This window comes from Phycisphaeraceae bacterium, assembly GCA_019636675.1.
Lineage (GTDB): Bacteria > Planctomycetota > Phycisphaerae > Phycisphaerales > UBA1924 > JAHBXC01.
In genome coordinates this window covers 1,197,557-1,213,299 of the sequence record JAHBXC010000001.1, presented here as the reverse complement: position 1 = coordinate 1,213,299, position 15,743 = coordinate 1,197,557, and the positions used below count along the sequence as shown (strand labels likewise).

Annotated in this window: 15 protein-coding genes; 12 read left to right on the top strand and 3 right to left on the bottom strand. The window is 68.5% G+C overall.

Annotation, left to right across the window (positions count from 1 at the left end; genetic code table 11):
- Positions 1–4 precede the first annotated feature (4 nt).
- Positions 5–1,594: an AbgT family transporter gene (locus KF684_05250; protein MBX3352319.1), complete on the top strand. Its 1,590-nt coding sequence runs from the start codon at positions 5–7 to the stop codon at positions 1,592–1,594.
- A 66-nt stretch (positions 1,595–1,660) separates the two neighbouring features.
- A complete protein-coding gene (locus tag KF684_05245) occupies positions 1,661–2,875 on the top strand; it encodes a M20/M25/M40 family metallo-hydrolase (protein MBX3352318.1) in 1,215 nt (404 codons plus the stop codon).
- 18 nt (positions 2,876–2,893) lie between these two features.
- On the opposite strand, the gene KF684_05240 is transcribed toward KF684_05245, so the two are convergent.
- Positions 2,894–4,192 (bottom strand): threonine/serine exporter family protein, encoded by a 1,299-nt coding sequence (locus KF684_05240; protein ID MBX3352317.1) that lies wholly within the window; start codon positions 4,190–4,192, stop codon positions 2,894–2,896.
- A gap of 91 nt (positions 4,193–4,283) precedes the next feature.
- Between KF684_05240 and KF684_05235 the strand changes: the two genes are divergently transcribed.
- The 10 genes from KF684_05235 to KF684_05190 all read left to right on the top strand — a co-directional run bounded on the left by KF684_05235 (position 4,284) and on the right by KF684_05190 (position 14,625).
- Positions 4,284–5,585 carry an FAD-dependent oxidoreductase gene (locus KF684_05235; protein ID MBX3352316.1) on the top strand — a complete coding sequence of 434 codons (1,302 nt, stop codon included), beginning with the start codon at positions 4,284–4,286 and terminating at the stop codon, positions 5,583–5,585.
- 62 nt (positions 5,586–5,647) lie between these two features.
- The gene (locus tag KF684_05230) at positions 5,648–6,523 is read left to right on the top strand and encodes an STAS domain-containing protein (GenBank protein MBX3352315.1); all 876 of its coding nucleotides are present in this window, start codon (positions 5,648–5,650) and stop codon (positions 6,521–6,523) included.
- Between the two features lie 4 nt (positions 6,524–6,527).
- A complete protein-coding gene (locus KF684_05225) occupies positions 6,528–6,917 on the top strand; it encodes an STAS domain-containing protein (GenBank protein ID MBX3352314.1) in 390 nt (129 codons plus the stop codon).
- A gap of 32 nt (positions 6,918–6,949) precedes the next feature.
- Positions 6,950–7,333, top strand: a complete 384-nt coding sequence (locus KF684_05220; protein ID MBX3352313.1) for an anti-sigma regulatory factor — start codon at positions 6,950–6,952, stop codon at positions 7,331–7,333.
- On the top strand, positions 7,330–7,920 hold the full coding sequence (locus KF684_05215) for a SpoIIE family protein phosphatase (GenBank protein ID MBX3352312.1): 591 nt from the start codon (positions 7,330–7,332) through the stop codon (positions 7,918–7,920). The genes KF684_05220 and KF684_05215 overlap by 4 nt, the downstream gene beginning before the upstream one ends.
- Positions 7,917–9,158 carry a SpoIIE family protein phosphatase gene (locus tag KF684_05210; GenBank protein MBX3352311.1) on the top strand — a complete coding sequence of 414 codons (1,242 nt, stop codon included), beginning with the start codon at positions 7,917–7,919 and terminating at the stop codon, positions 9,156–9,158. Before KF684_05215 ends, KF684_05210 begins: the two co-directional genes overlap by 4 nt.
- A gap of 23 nt (positions 9,159–9,181) precedes the next feature.
- Positions 9,182–9,949, top strand: coding sequence for an EAL domain-containing protein (locus KF684_05205; GenBank protein MBX3352310.1), 768 nt, complete (start codon positions 9,182–9,184; stop codon positions 9,947–9,949).
- Positions 9,950–10,013: 64 nt separating this feature from the next.
- On the top strand, positions 10,014–12,362 hold the full coding sequence (locus KF684_05200) for a copper-translocating P-type ATPase (GenBank protein MBX3352309.1): 2,349 nt from the start codon (positions 10,014–10,016) through the stop codon (positions 12,360–12,362).
- 30 nt (positions 12,363–12,392) lie between these two features.
- Positions 12,393–13,196: a hypothetical protein gene (locus KF684_05195; GenBank protein MBX3352308.1), complete on the top strand. Its 804-nt coding sequence runs from the start codon at positions 12,393–12,395 to the stop codon at positions 13,194–13,196.
- A gap of 364 nt (positions 13,197–13,560) precedes the next feature.
- Positions 13,561–14,625: a formylglycine-generating enzyme family protein gene (locus tag KF684_05190; protein MBX3352307.1), complete on the top strand. Its 1,065-nt coding sequence runs from the start codon at positions 13,561–13,563 to the stop codon at positions 14,623–14,625.
- Between the two features lie 188 nt (positions 14,626–14,813).
- Here the strand turns inward: KF684_05190 and KF684_05185 are convergent, their stop codons facing one another.
- Both KF684_05185 and KF684_05180 read right to left on the bottom strand, forming a co-directional pair.
- Positions 14,814–15,194 carry a nuclear transport factor 2 family protein gene (locus tag KF684_05185; GenBank protein MBX3352306.1) on the bottom strand — a complete coding sequence of 127 codons (381 nt, stop codon included), beginning with the start codon at positions 15,192–15,194 and terminating at the stop codon, positions 14,814–14,816.
- Positions 15,195–15,328: 134 nt separating this feature from the next.
- Positions 15,329–15,727, bottom strand: a complete 399-nt coding sequence (locus KF684_05180) for a tetratricopeptide repeat protein (GenBank protein ID MBX3352305.1) — start codon at positions 15,725–15,727, stop codon at positions 15,329–15,331.
- Positions 15,728–15,743 lie beyond the last annotated feature (16 nt).

Here is a 15,743-nt window from a genome sequence, read left to right as displayed (position 1 = left end):
CGTCGTGCAAAAGTTTCTCGACATGGTTGAGAAGGTCGGCAATCGGGTGCCTCACCCGGCCATCATCTTCCTGCTGCTCGTCGCCGGCGTCGTACTGCTGTCGCACGTCATGCACCTCACCCGCGTGAGCGTGTCGTACGACGTGATCCTCCCCGCGACGCGCGAGTACTCGCCCGTGCAGGTCCTCGACCCGCTGATGTCCGGGATGGGGTCTCCCTACGGGTACGCCGGCATCGACGAGACCGAGACCGTCATCGAACGGCGCACCGCGACCGCGAACAGTCTGCTCACCGGCGAGGGCGTCCGGTTCATGTACACCTCGGTGATCCCGAACTTCATGGGCTTCACCGCCGTCGGGCTCATCATCGTCGCCATGCTCGGCGTGGGCGTCGCCGAGGAGTCGGGGCTCATCAAGGCGCTGATCCGCAAGCTGGTGATCGTCGCGCCGCCGAAGATCCTGACCTACATCCTCGTCTTCGTCGGCATCCTGTCGAGCATCGCCGCCGACGCCGGGTATCTCGTGCTGATCCCGCTCGCCGGAGCAGCGTTCCTGAGCGTCGGGCGTCACCCGCTGGCGGGCCTGGCCGCGGGTTTCGCGGCGGTCGCGGGCGCGTTCACGGTCAACATGCTCATCAAGCCGCTGGACGCGGTGCTCGTCGAGTTCACCAACGACGCGATCCACCTCGTCGACCCGGATGTTTCGATCGACCTGGCGTCGAACCTGTGGTTCTCCGTCGTGTCGGTGCTGTTCCTGACGATCATCATCGCGGTCGTGACCGAGCGGATCATCGAGCCGCGCCTGGGCAAGTTCACGGGCCAGCGTCCCGAGGAAGAGAGCGCGACGCTGTCGACCGACGAGAAGCGCGGGCTGCTCTACGCCGCGATCGCGCTCGTCGGCGTGCTCGGCGCGTTCGCTCTGCTGACGCTCCCCTCCGGCGCCCCGCTGCGCGACCAGGAGACCGGAGCCCTGATCGGCAACACGCCCTTCATGAGCGGGCTGATCGCGGCCATCACGCTCGTCTTCCTCGCCGCCGGCATGGCCTACGGCTACGGCGCAAAGACGATCACCAAGTCGACCGACGTGATCAAGGCGATGGAGAAGGCGACCTCGGGCCTGGGCAGTCTGATCTTCCTGCTGTTCATCATCGCGCAGTTCATCGCGTACTTCAATTACTCCAATATGGCGACGCTGCTCGCCGTGTCGCTGTCCGACATGCTGCAGACCGCGAACATCGGCCCGCTCTGGCTGCTGCTGGGCTTCATCGTGGTCGTCGTGCTGCTGGACTTCCTGATCACGGGCGCGATCGCCAAATGGGCGCTCTTCGCGCCGATCTTCGTCCCGCTGCTCATGCGCCTCGATGTGGAGCCCGAGACGGTGCTGGCCGCCTACCGGCTCGCTGATTCGCCGATCAACATGATCACGCCCCTGAACGCGTACTTCGCGCTCGTCGTCGTGTTCTGTCAGAAGTACGACAAGAACGCCGGCGTCGGCACCGTGGTGGCGCTGATGCTCCCCTACGTCGCCATCATGCTCGTCCTGTGGACCGCGCTCTTCATCGCGTGGCACCTCATGGGCCTGCCCTGGGGCGTGTGATCCTCCATCGAGACCGGTTCCGCCGGGCGGAAACGCCCGCGCCATACAAGAAGGACTGAGAGAGCCATGAGCGCAACGACACCCGCGAAGACCATCACGATCGACACCAAGGCCGCGGAGGAACGCCTCATCCGCTACATCAACATCCCGGGTGTGAGCGGCGAGGAGGCGGCGATCGCGAAGGCCATCTCCGACGACCTGAAGGCGCTCGGCGTCCCGGCGTCCGCCCTCCGCTTCGACGACGCGAACACGAAGATCGCGGCGCCCACGCAGACCGGAAACCTGTACGTCGATCTTCCCGGTACCCGACAAGGGCCGCGCCTGCTGTTCTCAACGCACCTCGACGTCGTGCCGTTGTGCGCAGGGGCGAAGGCGAAGCGCGAGGGCGATCGGCTCGTGCCCGAGGGGGAGACCGCGCTGGGAGGCGACAACCGCACCGGCTGCGCCGTGCTCGTCACGCTCGTCGAGACGCTCTTCAAGCACAAACTCCCTCACCCGCCCATCACGCTGCTCTTCACGGTGCGCGAGGAGTGCGGCCTGCAGGGGTCGTGCCAGATCAACCCGGCCGACCTCAAGGGCGCCGCGATGGGGTTCAACGTCGACGGCAAGCTCGCGGCTGATCTGATCACGGGCGCCGTCGGCGCTGAATCGTGGGAGGCCGAGATCAAGGGCAAGGCGTCGCACGCCGGCGTCGCGCCCGAGAAAGGCATCTCGTCCACGCTCGTCGCGTCGCTCGCCCTCGCTGAGGCGCACCGGGGCGGGTGGTTCGGCAAGGTCGTGAAGCCCGACGGGCACGGCACGAGCAACGCCGGCGTCTTCGGGGGCAAGAACGGCAAGGCGGCCGGCGACGCGACGAACGTCGTCACAGACTACGTCTACATCAAGGGCGAGACGCGCAGCCCCGACACCTCGTTCGCGTCGAAGATCACCGCGGCGTATCGCGAGGCGTTCGAAAAGGCCGCGGCAGCGGTCAAGGACTCCGGAGGCGAGAGCGCGAAGCTCCGCTTCGAGGGGCGCAAGCAGTATCCCTCGTTCAATCTGGGCGAGGATTCTCCGGCGGTCGCCCACGCCAAGCGCGCGGCAGAATCGCTCGGCATGAAGCCGAAGGTCGTGTTCTCCAACGGCGGGCTCGACGCCAACTGGATCGTCAAGCACGGCGTGCCGACCGTCACGATCGGCGCCGGGCAGTACGAGATTCACACCGTCAAGGAGTACGTCGACCTGCCCGAGTTTGCCCGCGGTTGCGCGCTCGCCGTTGCGCTCGCCACGCTGGAGAGCTGAACGCCCGGCCGACGCTGGTTACTTCTTCTTCCCCGGCGCGTCGGGGCGACGCCCGACGCGACCGATCTGAAGCTGCCACATCCCCTTGCGCTCGGTGAGCCACTTGTAGACCGACGCGCCGAACAGCGTGCCCAGCGCGATCGACGCGAAGACGAAGGTCGCCGAGATCAGCCCGTCGACGCCCGAGGTCGTGTCGCTGATCATCTGCTTCACGCTCAGCAGGCTCAGGGCGCCCGGCACCAGCAGCCAGAAGCTCGGCAGGAAGGTCACCATCGGGGGCGGGCCCTTGAACCGGAGCTGGATCAGGTAGCCCAGAGGAGTTGCGACCAGCGTGCCGAAGAACCCGCTGAACTGGTTCCCCACGAGGGGCGCCGACAGGCGCTGCGCGCTGAACGCCAGCAGCACCACCAGCAGCATCCACGGGAGCGACCGCTTCGGCGCCGAGAAGTGCAGCGAAACACCGACGCCGAAGATCACCGCGCCGACCCAGGGAAGCCAGGGGATGCTCGCGAGCTGAACGGCGGCCTCTGGCATCGTGTCGTGGCGCATCCCCACGAGGGCGGCGCCGGCGAGAATCCCGAAGACCAGCAGCACCAGCTGCACGAACCCGGTGATGAGCCGGCTCGCGCCGCTCACCATGTCGCCGTAGGCCAGCTCGATCATCCCGAAGGTGAGCATCGCGCCGGGCAGGAACGTGACCAGCGGCGGTACGAGCACGTGCAGCGGGTCGACCGGCAGGCCCATCTTGACGCTCTGGAACACGATCGAGGACACGACGACGGCGCCGACCACGGGCAAAGGCACGGAGAACACCGGCCTGTCGCGCATCAGAAGTTTCAGCGCTCCGACGACCACGCCGAGGATCGCCGCGACGCCGACCGTGAGCAGCGCCGGGTTGAGCACGATCGCGACGCCCACCGTGAGGATGGTGTGCCCGAACACCGTCCCCAGCGTGCCGAACCGGGCCGGTTTGCGCAGGATGGCGGTCAGCTCCTGCATGCCGTCGCGCAGCGCGATGACGCCGCGCTGGGCTTCGGCGCCGAGCGCATAGACGTCGGCCATCTGGTCGAGCCGGAGCGCCTGGAGCGGGCCCTCGGCGATGGTGACATGCTCTTTCTCGTCGATGTGGAACGAGATGAAGATCGCGGTCGGGAAGCAGACGACCCTCGCGCGCCGGGCGCCGTAGGACGACGCGATGCGCCGGAGGAGCAGCTCGACCTGCGCCGTTTGCTCGCCGCAGGCGAGGTACGCCTGGGCGAGCCGGTAGAGGAACTCGAGCAGGTCGGCGGGCTCGTGCTTGGGTGGTTCGGGCGTCATGCGTCGGGGCGTCGGGCGCGGGCGGCCCGATGGTACCAACCCGCCGGGCGGCGCGCCTGTTGCGAGCGAGCGGGCAGCTACAGTGTCCGCCATGGCGTCAGCGCGTCGAACCGATGGCCCGGGTCCTGCCGATCGCGACAGCGATGTCCTCATCGTCGGCGCTGGCGTGGTGGGTCTGGCGGCCGCGATCGACCTGGCGGGACGCGGCCTGTCGGTGACGGTGGTCGATCGCGCGACGACCGGGAGCGGCGCGTCGTTCGGGAACGCCGGCTGGCTGACGCCCTCGCTCGCGTCGCCCCTCGCGCAGCCGGGCAGCACACGCAAGGCGCTCAAATGGATGCTCGACCCGGAGAGCCCCTTCTACATCAAGCCCTCTCTCGATCCTGCGCTCCTGCGATGGCTGCTGGTCTTCCTGCGATCGAGTTCGCGTGAGCGCTACGAGCGCGGCGTCCGCGCCATGGTCGAGCTCTGCCTCTGGAGCGTCGACGCGTGGGAGCGAGAGGCGAGCGAGTCGGGCGAGAGTTTCGGTTTCGAACGCGCCGGACTGCTCATGCTTCTTGAAAGCGAGAAGAGCGCCGACGGCGCGCGCGCGCACGCGGCGTTTACCGAAGGGTCGGGCGTCGCGTGGGAATGGTGGGATCAGGCCCGCGTGCGCGCCGAAGAGCCGATCATCCGAGGCGAGACGGTCGGAGGGATCTTCTTCCCGGGCGATGCGCACTGCGAGCCGCACCTGGCGGTCAGGCGCCTTCGGGCGCGCGCCGAGTCTCTGGGCGTTCGCGTGGTGGAGCACTCGGAGGTAACCGGTTTCGACACGCGAGGGGGATCGCTGGAGGCGGCTCGCGTCGGCGAGAGCCGGATCTGCGCGAAAGAGTTCGTGATCGCCTCTGGCGCGTGGGCAGGGCGGTTGGGCGCGACGCTTGGGCTGCGCATCCCGATGCGCGCGGCGAAGGGGTATTCGGTGGTTCTCCCCAAGGGAGCGATCCACCCACGGCGATCGATCTATCTCGCGGACAGAAAGGTCGCCGTCACGCCGCACGCGCAGGGCCTGCGTCTCGCCGGGACGCTGGAGCTGGTCGGGCTCGACGCGTCGATCAACCGGCGTCGCGTGGACGCGATCGTGCGAGGCGCCGGCGCGATGCTGTCGGTCGTCGACCCGATCCCGGAGCTGCGTCCCTGGGCCGGGCTGCGTCCGTGCCTGGCCGACGGCATGCCGGCGATCGGACGGGCGCCGGGGTTCGGCAACCTCTGGCTGGCGATCGGGCACCAGATGACCGGGCTGAAGTGCGCTCCCGGTACGGCGCAGCTGCTGGGGGACCTGATGACGGGAGCGTCCCCGGCGTTCGACCCGGGGCTCTTCGACCCGGCGCGCTGCTGTCGCCCGGCGAGGGTGTAGAGGGACGTCCCGCCCCCGACCGAGCGCCCCTTCGCGTGTCAAGGTTCGGCTACAGTTGAACTATGGAACTGCGAGCCACAAGCGTCGAGTCGCTGGTCACGAACTATCGGCTGAACACGTCCGATCTCGATCGCATCCGCGAGCACGGGGTGACCATGGTTCCGCGGCTCGACGAGTTCATCGAGCGTTTGTATGTATGGATGCGCACGCAGCCGGAGTTCGACCAGTTCTTCTCGAGCCCGCGCAAGCTCGCGTCGGTGCAGGACCTTCAGTGCGAGTACTGGAGGCAGTTCTTCGCCGGTCGCGTGGACGACGCATACGTCGCGCACCGGGAGCAGGTCGGCGAGGCGCACGCGAGGATCGGGCTGCCGCTGCCGGCCTATTTCGCGACGATGCACGTCTCCCTCGATCTGCTGGCCTGCGAGATGCCCGAAACCCCGGTCACGCAGCCGACCTACGAGAGTCTCCTGAAGCTGTGTCACTTCGACACCGCGATCGTCGTGGACACCTTCTCGAGACGGACGAGCGCCATCATCCGCGACCAGCACGAGGCGATGCTGGAGATGTCCACCCCGGTGACCGAGGTGTGGGAAGACGTGCTGATGCTGCCGATCGTCGGCATGATCGACTCGCGCCGCGCGCAGGACATCATGGCCGCGGTGCTCAGCAAGATCGGCGACACGCACGCGCGGTCCTTGATTCTGGACATCAGCGGCGTGGCGGTGATGGACACCGCGGTCGCCAACCACCTCATCAAGATCTCGAAGGCGTCGCGCCTGATGGGGTCGACGTGCATCATCTCCGGCATCTCGCCCGCGATCGCGCAGACGATGATCGAGCTGGGCATCAACGTGGGCGATGTGCGCACCACCGCGACGCTGCGCGACGCGCTCACGACCGCGCTCCGCGACGCGGGCGTGGAACTCAAGCAGAGGTGATCGCGTGCCGAGCGGATGGAAGGACATCCCGCGCGTGCCGATCCAGCGCCTTCGGGGCCGTCTGGTCGCGTCAGTCCAGATCGAGCTCAGCGACGAGACGCTGCGCCGGTTCCAGGCGGACCTGCTCGAGGAAGTCCGCGCGTCACGCGCCGATGCCGTGGTGCTCGATCTCTCCGGCGTGCAGGTGCTGGATTCCACGGACTTCGAGTCCGCCCTGCGCACGCTGCGGATGTCGCGGGCGATGGGCGCGCTGCCGGTGATCGTGGGGATCCGGCCCGGCATCGCCGCGTCGCTCGTCGAGTTCGGCATCGAGTCCGGCGATGTTCACACCTTCTCCAACCTCGAACGCGCGATCGAGTGGCTCGATCATCGCAGCGGCGCCGGGATCGGGTGAGCGGCCAGGGACGCGCACGCATGGAGTACAGGGTGCCAGTGCATACCGAGCCAGACGCGACGAGGGCGATCATGCAGACGCGCCGCTCGGCCGCGGCGGTCGGCTTCGACCCGGTGCGCGTCTCGATGCTCGCGACGGTCGCATCCGAGCTCGTTCGGAATATCCTCAAGTACGCTGGCTCGGGCGTTCTGCTGATCCGCGAGGTGCGCGAGGGCGGGCGCGTCGGGCTGGAGCTGGTCGCCAGCGATAAGGGGCCCGGCATCGCAGACATCGAGGAGGCGCTGCGCGATCACGTCAGCACGTCCGGCACGCTCGGGCTCGGGATGCCGGGCGTTCGGCGCATGTCAGACGAGATGCTGGTCGAATCGGTCGTCGGCGAGGGCACCACCGTCACGGTGAGGGTCTGGGCGAAGTGAACACCGGCGCGTTCGAGATCGGCTCGGCGGTGCGGTCCGCCGACGGGCACCGCGAAGGCGGCGACGCTGTGGTGTGCCGACAGTTCGACGAGTCGGTGATGGTCGCGGTCGTCGATGTGCTCGGGCACGGCCCCGATGCCCACGAGGTCGCGACCCGCGCCGCCGAGCTGCTCGAAGCGGTGAGACTCTCCGACCCTGTAAGGGTTCTGGGTCTGCTCGACGCCGAACTCGCGGGAACCCTCGGGGCGGCGGTCGGCCTGGCGACGGTTTCGCGCGCCGACGGCGCTGGGCGTTTCGTCGGCGTGGGCAACACGGTCGCCAGGATCGTGGGGCGCACGGAGCGTTCGATGGTCTCGGTCGACGGCGTGGTGGGGCGGCGTCACCCGGGCGTGCGCCCTGTGGAGTTCGTGCTGGAGCCGGGCGGGTTGCTCCTGATGCACAGCGACGGTGTCACCTCGCGATTCGCGGTCGACGACTACCCGAGTCTCCGGGCCGAAGACGCGGCGGTGATCCCCCGGGAGCTGATCCGTCGTTTTGGCAAGAATCACGACGACGCCGCCTGCATCGCGCTGAGGCGGATGGGATGATCTACCTCGGCACACTCACCGTGCGAGATCGGGGATCGGTCGTCGAGATCCGCGACAAGGTCCTTTCGATGCACCGTGCGCTCGGCGCGGGCGAGATCCCCGCGACGCGAGCCGCGACGGCGCTGTCGGAAGTCGCCAGGCGCCTGCTGCTCGTCGGGCCGGGCGCGCCCATCGTGGTCTCGCTCGTGAGCGAGGGCGAGGGCGCTGGCGCAGAGATCAGGTTCGACATCGGCGCGCACGGGGCGTCGGTCGATCCGTCGGGGCTCGCTGCATTCTTCGACCGCGTGTCGTGCCGAACGGGCGATGACCGCGTGGCGGCGTCGTTTCGCCTCCCGGCGCTCGTGGTCGATCCTGCGATTCTGGACCGCGTGCGTGCGCGCCTCGCCAGCAAATCGCGATCGCAGCTGATGGAGGAACTCCGCGAGACGAACCGGCAGCTTGAGCAGTACAACGAGAGTCTCGAGGCGACGGTCGCCGCCAGGACCGCCGAGCTACGAGACGCGAACACGCGCCTGCAGCGAGACCTCGACGCGGGGGCCGAGTACATGCTCGGGCTGATCCCGCCGCCGGCCAAGGGCGCGGTCTCGACGGACTGGCGATTCATCCCCTCGACCAACCTGGGCGGCGACTCGATCGGATACCACTGGATCGACACCGGTCACTTCGCGATCTACCTCATCGATGTCACCGGGCACGGCCTGGACGCGGCGCTCCTCGCGGTCACGATCACAAGCATCCTGCGCGCCGGCTCATTGACCGGCGTCGATATGCGTCGCCCCGAACAGGTTCTGTTCGCCCTGAACAACGCGTTCCAGGGCGAGCGGCACGGCCAGAAGTACTTCACGATGTGGTACGGCGTCTACGCTGTCGCGACGCGCCGTCTCGCGTGGTCGGGTGGCGGGCATCACCCGGCGGTTCTCCTGCTCCCCGGGTCGCGCGAGCCGGCGCTGCTCGAGTCGGGTGGGCCGATCGTCGGCTGCGTCGAGGGGATGGACTACGACGCCGAGTCGCTCGAGGCGCCGGCGGGGTCGCGCCTGCTGGTGTTTAGCGACGGGGTCTTTGAGATCCTGCGCGACGGCGCGCTGGTCTGGAATCTTCGGGGCGTGCTCGAAGACCTCGCGGGGCGGGCGTCCTCGGACGATGGTGTGATGGACGATCTGCTCTCCAAGGCACGCACACTTCGTGGCGACGATCGGCTGGACGATGATTTCTCGATTATCGAAGCGGTCTTCCATTGACACTTCTCCCGGAGCACTCTGGCATGAACCAGCGCACGCCGATCGATATTCCCCAGGTCAGGATGCACTACCAGCCCATCGTGGACCTCAACACGGGCGAGGTGGTCGGCGCCGAGGCGTTGCTGCGCTTCGTCCGGGCCGACGGCTCGCTGGCGTCGCCCACCGAGGGCGGGCTTATCGAGCGCATTGAGGACGACGCGCGCGCGCTCGACCGGTTGTCCGAGTTGATTCTCGAGTCGGTCGCCCGCGACGCGATACCGCACTTCGATCGACACCCGAGGTTTTACATCAGCGTGAACGTGCCGCCGGTGACGCTTGGCGCCGGGGTGATCGCCGGCATCATGGATCGCGTTGGGTTGTCAGAGTATCGAACACGCCTCGTTGCCGAGATCACCGAGCGTCAGGCGCTGACTCAGGTGGGGCGAGACGCGCTGGCCCGTGCGCGTGCGGCGGGGATCCGCGTCGCGGTCGACGACTTCGGGACCGGCATGAGCGGGATCGGGCAACTCATGGAGCTCGAGTTCGATGTTCTGAAGATCGATCGGGGACAGGTCACGCCCCTGACAACGAGCGTGACGGCGGACCGTCTCGTTCGCGCGCTGGTGGCGCTGGCGGGCGCGCTGCGGGTGCGGCTGACCGCCGAGGGCGTGGAGACCCGCAGGCAGGCGCAGTTCCTCCGCGCCGCCGGCGTGGATTACGGGCAGGGCTGGTACTGGAGCAAGGCGCTGCCGATCGAGGGGTTCGTGGACGCGCTGGAACGCGGGTTCGCGTCGCACCAGGCGTGGGAGTGAGATTCGCCGGCCGGTGTCTCGTCGCTCGCGATAGAATCGCGATAGGAGACCCTGCGTGATGGCGATGCGATCTCACGATCCTGCAGGCCCGGGCACGCCCGAAAGAACCGGCGGCGGCGCGGTGCGGCTCGACCTGCCGATCGAGGGCATGTCGTGCGCCTCGTGCGCGAGCAGGGTGGAGAAACGGCTCGCGTCGCGGCCCGGGGTTGCCTCGGCGAGCGTGAATCTCGCGACGAAGGTGGCGACGGTGAATTTCGACCCGGGCGCGACCGACCCGGCGTCGCTCGCGAGGGCGGTGGACGAGATCGGGTACCGCGCCGTCCTCCCACGCCAGAAGGATTCCCACGCCGATCACACTCACGGTGATGACACTGACGATCACTCGGCGCACCTCGCGGTCGGGGAAGCCGAAGCGAGGGAGCTGCTCGTTCGAACGATCGTCGGCGCGGCGCTCGCGCTCCCCGTGCTCGTGATCGCGATGTCCCACGGGCGCATCCCGGCCTTCGACGCGCCGTGGGCGAACTGGCTGCAACTCGCGCTGACCACTCCGGTGATGTTCTGGTGCGGGTGGCGGTTCTTCCGGTCGGCGTGGAAGGGCCTGCTGCGCTTGTCTGCCAACATGGACACGCTCGTCGCGATGGGCACCGGCGCGGCGTATGTCTACTCGCTCGCGGCCACGCTGTGGCCCGGGTTCTTCGTGCGCGCCGGGGCTGGCGCCCATCACGGCGCCGGCGCGCCGGTGTATTTCGAGGCGGCGGCGGTGATCATCGTGCTGATCCTCCTTGGCAAATACCTGGAGGCCCGCGCGACGGGGCGAACATCTGAGGCGATCCGTCGGCTGATCGGCATGCAGGCGCGCACGGCGCGCGTCGTGCGCGACGGCGTGGAGAGCGACATCCCGATCGACCGGGTGCGTGTGGGCGATCGCGTGCTCGTGCGCCCGGGCGAGAAGATCCCGGTCGATGGGCGAGTCGAGGACGGGCGATCGGCGGTCGACGAATCGATGCTCACCGGCGAAAGCGTCCCGGTCGAGAAGTCGCCGGGCGACGAGGTCTTCGGCGCGACGATGAACACGACGGGCGCGCTGCGCGTCGAGGCCACACGCCTCGGCGAGGACAGCGCGCTCAGCCAGATCGTGCGGCTCGTGCAGGAAGCGCAAGGGAGCAAGGCGCCCATCGCGCGCCTCGCGGACAAGATCAGCGGCGTGTTCGTGCCGGTGGTGATGGTTATCGCTCTGGCGACCTTCGTCGCGTGGTGGTTCGCGGCGCCGGCGGATGCGCGCCTCACGATGGCCCTGACGACGAGCGTCTCGGTGCTGATTATCGCCTGCCCCTGCGCGCTCGGGCTCGCGACGCCGACGGCGATCATGGTCGGCACCGGGCGCGGCGCCCAGCGGGGCGTGCTCATCCGTGGAGGCGAGGCGCTCGAAACCGCGCACCGGATCAGCGCCGTCGTCCTCGACAAAACCGGCACGATCACCGAGGGCAGGCCCGCGCTGACCGATGTCGTGCCTGCGGAGGGGTTCGATTCCGACGACGTGCTGCGCCTCGCCGCGGGCGCCGAGCGTCGCAGCGAACACCCGCTTGGCGCGGCGATCGTGCGCGGCGCGGCCGAGCGTGGCGTGACGGTCGCGGAGCCGGAGGGGTTCGTCGCCGCCGTGGGCCTCGGCGCCGAGGCGACAATCGAGGGCGTCTCTGTGCTCGTGGGCAAGGCGTCGTGGCTGGAGGAACGGGGGATAGTCGTGACGATGCGTTCCATCGCCGAATCGCTGGCGACGCACGGGCGTACGCCGGTGTTCGTCGCGATCGGAGGGCGCGAAGCGGGGGTCGTCGCGGTCGCGGACCGTGTGAAGGACTCGTCGCGCGACGCGGTCACGCGCATGCACGCCCTCGGGCTGCGCGTGGTGATGATGACCGGCGACAATCGGCGCACCGCGGACGCCGTCGCGGCGCAGGTCGGCGTGGACGAGGTCTTCGCCGAGGTGCTGCCCCACGAGAAGGCGGAGCGGGTTGCGGCGCTGCGCGACCAGGGGCACACGGTCGCGATGGTTGGCGACGGCATCAACGACGCGCCGGCGCTGGTCGCGGCGGACGTTGGCATGGCGCTCGGCGCAGGGACCGATGTCGCGATCGAGGCGTCCGACATCACGCTGATGCGCAACGATCTGCGCGCGGTCCCCGAGGCGATCGCGCTCTCGCGGGAGACCATGCGCACGATCCGGCAGAACCTGTTCTGGGCCTTCGCGTACAACGCCGCGTGCATCCCGGTCGCGGCCGGCGTGCTCTACCCACTGACCGGCTGGCTGCTGTCGCCCATACTTGCCAGCGCCGCGATGGCCCTGAGCAGCGTGAGCGTCGTGCTCAACAGTCTGCGACTGCGCGGCCGTCGGGCAGGCGCCGGTGTTCTGAGTTAGACTGGCGCTCTCACGCACTCAGGACCCGCTATGCGCCCATACCCAGAGCACCCGACCATCCAGAGCGCCGGGGCCCGACTCGGTCAGGCGATCGAGCGGCAGTTCGAGTCCTTCCTCCGCTCGCACCTCCGAGGTGAACACTGCACACTCGCCCCAGGTTTCGTGCGATTCCAGACGGGCGAGATGCACCCTTTCGCAAACTTCGCGGCGATCAGGGAGTCGACCGACATCGCGTCGTTGCACGACGCCATCGCGCCGCTCTGCCGGTCCGGTGCGCCCTCCGCCGTCATCGTTCCCGGCGCGATCGACCCGCCGCTGCTGACGCTGCTGACTTCAGAGGGATACGAGGTCGCAGAGCCGATGCCCGTGATGGCGGTGGATCTCGACGGCGTCGCGGAGATCTCCCTGCCCGCTGGCTATTCGTTCGAAGAGGTCGGCCCCGATCGCGATGGACCGTGGTGCGACGCGATGGCGCGCGGGTACGGGATCCCGCGAACTTCCGCCGACCAGATGGGACCGAGCGCGATGTCCGATGCGCGAGCGGGTGAAGGATCACGCTCTTTCGCGATCGTGAAGGGTGGCGAGATCGTCGCGACTTCAGCGATGTTTCTCGAGGGCGGGCTCGCCGGGATCTATTGCGTCGCGACGCTCGAGCAAGAGCGGGGGAAAGGGCTCGGCGGCGCGGCGACAGCGCTCCCGCTCGCCCTGGCGCGCTCGCTCGGGTACCGGACCGGCATCCTGCAAGCGTCGCGGATGGGCGAATCGGTGTACAGGCGCCTGGGTTTCGAGACCTTCGGCGGGCTGACGCTGTTCGCTCGGATGCCGCAGGCCTGAGTGCGCGTCAGCTCAGGGCTCGGGCGAGGGTACGTCGTTCACGATGTCGTTCGGTGTCGGTTCGCACGGTTCGATCGAGACTGTGGGCGACCCGAGAAGCATCGGACAGGGCGGTCCGCGCCTTGGGGGGCCGGGTGCATGGTGAGCGTTTCTCTGCACACTCGTTGACTTGCTGAAGAGCGTCTTGTAGCGTGCTCGCGAAGGCGGTCGTTGAATGGCTTCGCTGCTGACAGTGTGGCTCTCGAGCGTGGCTGTTTTCCTCGCAGCGTCCCCGTGCGACGTCACAAGGGCCGTCGCGCAGGGACAGATCGGACCGGAACAAGATTCCGACACGTTGTGCTGCGCTCCCGGCGACGATCGCGCGATGAGCCGGGCGAACTCCGCTGGTTTCACCGGATCTGCTGCGCGTTCTACGACGAGTGAGGCGGCGGCGTCCCGATCGCTCGCCGGGATGGTCTGGATCCCGGGGGGAGAGTTTTTGATGGGCTCGGTCGGTCCGCTCTCGCGCCCCGACGAAGGTCCGTTGCACGCCGTGCGTGTCGACGGGTTCTGGATGGACGCGACCGAGGTGACGAACGCGCAGTTCCGCGCGTTTGTCGAGGCGACCGGGTACGTCACGGTTGCGGAGCGCCCGCTCGACTGGGACGAACTGAAGAAGCAGTTGCCCGAGGGGACGCCCAGACTTCCGGATGAGGACCTGCTGCCGGGTTCGCTGGTCTTTACTCCGCCCGATCACGCGGTGGATCTGCGCGACGCGTCGCGGTGGTGGTCGTGGGTTCCCGGCGCGAGCTGGCGTCACCCCGAGGGGCCAGCGAGCGCGCTCGACGGGCGCGACGACCACCCGGTCGTGCACATCGCGTTCGAGGACGCCATGGCCTACGCGTCGTGGGCTGGCAAGCGCCTGCCGACCGAAGCCGAGTGGGAGTTCGCGGCCAGGGGCGGGCTGTCCGGCAAGATGAACGTGTGGGGCGATGACCCGGTCGACGCGACGCGAGCGAACATCTGGGAGGGGCGATTCCCCTTTGAGAATACCCTGAACGACGGCTTCGCACGCACCGCCCCGGTGCGATCCTTCCCGCCCAACGGCTACGGGCTCTTCGACATGGCCGGGAATGTGTGGGAATGGTCCGCCGACCTGTACCACGAGAGGGCGTACGCGGCGCGCGCGCCTGGCGGCGTCGTCGTGAACCCGACCGGGCCGGATGAGTCACGCGACGCGCGCCACCGGCACGAGCCGGCGCTCCGCGCTATTCGCGGCGGCTCGTTCCTGTGCAACGATTCATACTGCGCGAGCTATCGACCCAGCGCGCGCATGTCCACTTCCCCTGACACGGCGCTCTCGCATCTTGGCTTTCGCTGTGTCGTCTCGCCGGACGCGATCGACGGCGATGGTGGTTTAGCGCCCGCTCCTGAGAAGCCATTGAAGTGATGACACGCGGCATGCTCGTTCTTCTTAGCGCGGTCTTCGTTCCTGTTCGGGTACCGAGTAGTTGGCTGGGACTACGAGCGCGGAAGCGGCCCTGACCGCGCCGTCTGGGACCTGATTCAGCACGGGCTGCTGCTCGGGCTGACGCTCCGTTTCTGAACTCGTCACGCCGCCTCTGCTGTGGGGCACGCTCAGAGCGTTGCGTAGGTGAGTTTCTCGGCGATCTTCCCGTCGCGGATCGTGAACAGGTCGGCGCCTCGGGCCGAACCTTCGCTGCCGTCGGGCTGGCGCCAGCGGAGGGTGTACTGGCACGCGGCGCGGCTCCCGGTCGCGAAGATGTCCGTCATCTCCAGCGTGTAGTCGGGGAAGTGCTGTTCGAGCGATTCGAAGACCGCGCGGACCGCCGCGCGTCCCCGGTGGCGTCCGACGCTCGCGGAGGGCGGCGCGACGTGCTCGAAGACGGGGTCATCGGTCATGCAGGCCATGATCGCGTCGAGGTCCCGGCTGTTGAACAGGCTCTCGAAGCGTGTGACGAGTTCGAGCGTGGCGTTGGACATGGCGGTTTGCGTCAAGGCGGTCTCCAGGCAAGGGGGGATCAACTACTCTACCGCGTGATCCGCAGGCCCGCGGCGGGGGATCGGGGGCGACTGCCCCGGCGCCTGATCAGCGCCGCCGGTGCGCATACGCGGGAGGAGCGGGTGATCGTTCACCTGACTGCTGCTGCGCGACGCTCGCGCCACTGCGCGGCGCGCTGGTCGTGGCCTTCGTCCGGCTCCGCCTCGTGCCACATGTCGTAGAGCGCCGAGAGGTGATCGATCGCCTGCAGCGTCCGGGGATGCGCAGAGCCCAGCGACGCGACGAGCATCGCGTGGCCCTCCTGATACCCGGTCGCGGCCTCCTGGAACCGGCGCATGAACCGCAGGGTGTACGCACGCTGGAGGATGTAATCCGCCGTCGACGGATGCCCCTCAGGCAGCGTGCGACGCGCGCGAGCGATCGTTTCGGCGTTCAGAGACTCCGCTTCGTCGAAGCGCCCCTGCGAACGACGCAGCGACGCCATCGAGTTGAGTGAACTGAGCGTGCGAGGGTGCGACTCGCCGAACACGCGACTGTTTATCGCG

Bases quoted from the DNA above. Each gene is read 5' to 3' on its own strand.
- KF684_05245 (MBX3352318.1), top strand. From the start codon at position 1,661: ATGAGCGCAACGACACCCGCGAAGACCATCACGATCGACACCAAGGCC.
- KF684_05240 (MBX3352317.1), bottom strand. From the start codon at position 4,192: ATGACGCCCGAACCACCCAAGCACGAGCCCGCCGACCTGCTCGAGTTC.
- KF684_05235 (MBX3352316.1), top strand. From the start codon at position 4,284: ATGGCGTCAGCGCGTCGAACCGATGGCCCGGGTCCTGCCGATCGCGAC.
- KF684_05230 (MBX3352315.1), top strand. From the start codon at position 5,648: ATGGAACTGCGAGCCACAAGCGTCGAGTCGCTGGTCACGAACTATCGG.
- KF684_05210 (MBX3352311.1), top strand. From the start codon at position 7,917: ATGATCTACCTCGGCACACTCACCGTGCGAGATCGGGGATCGGTCGTC.
- KF684_05205 (MBX3352310.1), top strand. From the start codon at position 9,182: ATGAACCAGCGCACGCCGATCGATATTCCCCAGGTCAGGATGCACTAC.
- KF684_05200 (MBX3352309.1), top strand. From the start codon at position 10,014: ATGCGATCTCACGATCCTGCAGGCCCGGGCACGCCCGAAAGAACCGGC.
- KF684_05195 (MBX3352308.1), top strand. From the start codon at position 12,393: ATGCGCCCATACCCAGAGCACCCGACCATCCAGAGCGCCGGGGCCCGA.
- KF684_05190 (MBX3352307.1), top strand. From the start codon at position 13,561: ATGAGCCGGGCGAACTCCGCTGGTTTCACCGGATCTGCTGCGCGTTCT.